At 38.0% G+C, this 279-nt stretch carries 1 protein-coding gene; it reads right to left on the reverse strand.

The window, feature by feature from the left end; genetic code table 11:
* A partial coding sequence (locus tag R0J88_RS19615; protein WP_410900815.1) for a hypothetical protein occupies positions 1 to 279 on the reverse strand: 279 nt, incomplete at both ends.

A 279-nucleotide genomic window follows, 5' to 3' on the forward strand; every position in this document is an offset into this window, starting at 1 on the left:
CGAAAGCATCTTTACCAACTTGAATGTAATGGTTTTGTCCTTCTAGGATTTTCTGTAATTCACGTCGCATAGCTTTAGACATGAATAATACGTCTGCCCCACCTTCAACCGCATCTAGTAACTCATGTAATTTATCTAGTGTTAATGTACCTTCTGCATTGTCGATGTCTTGTGCTGTTCCTGATACTTGCTTACCAATACCATCAAACTCTAGTGGATTCTTAGCTGAATCACCATCAAAGAAAGATTTAGTGAATTGACGTGCTAATGCTTTAGACT

Origin of the sequence: Pseudoalteromonas sp. SIMBA_162 (genome assembly GCF_046535955.1) — a bacterium.
Lineage (GTDB): Bacteria > Pseudomonadota > Gammaproteobacteria > Enterobacterales > Alteromonadaceae > Pseudoalteromonas > Pseudoalteromonas marina.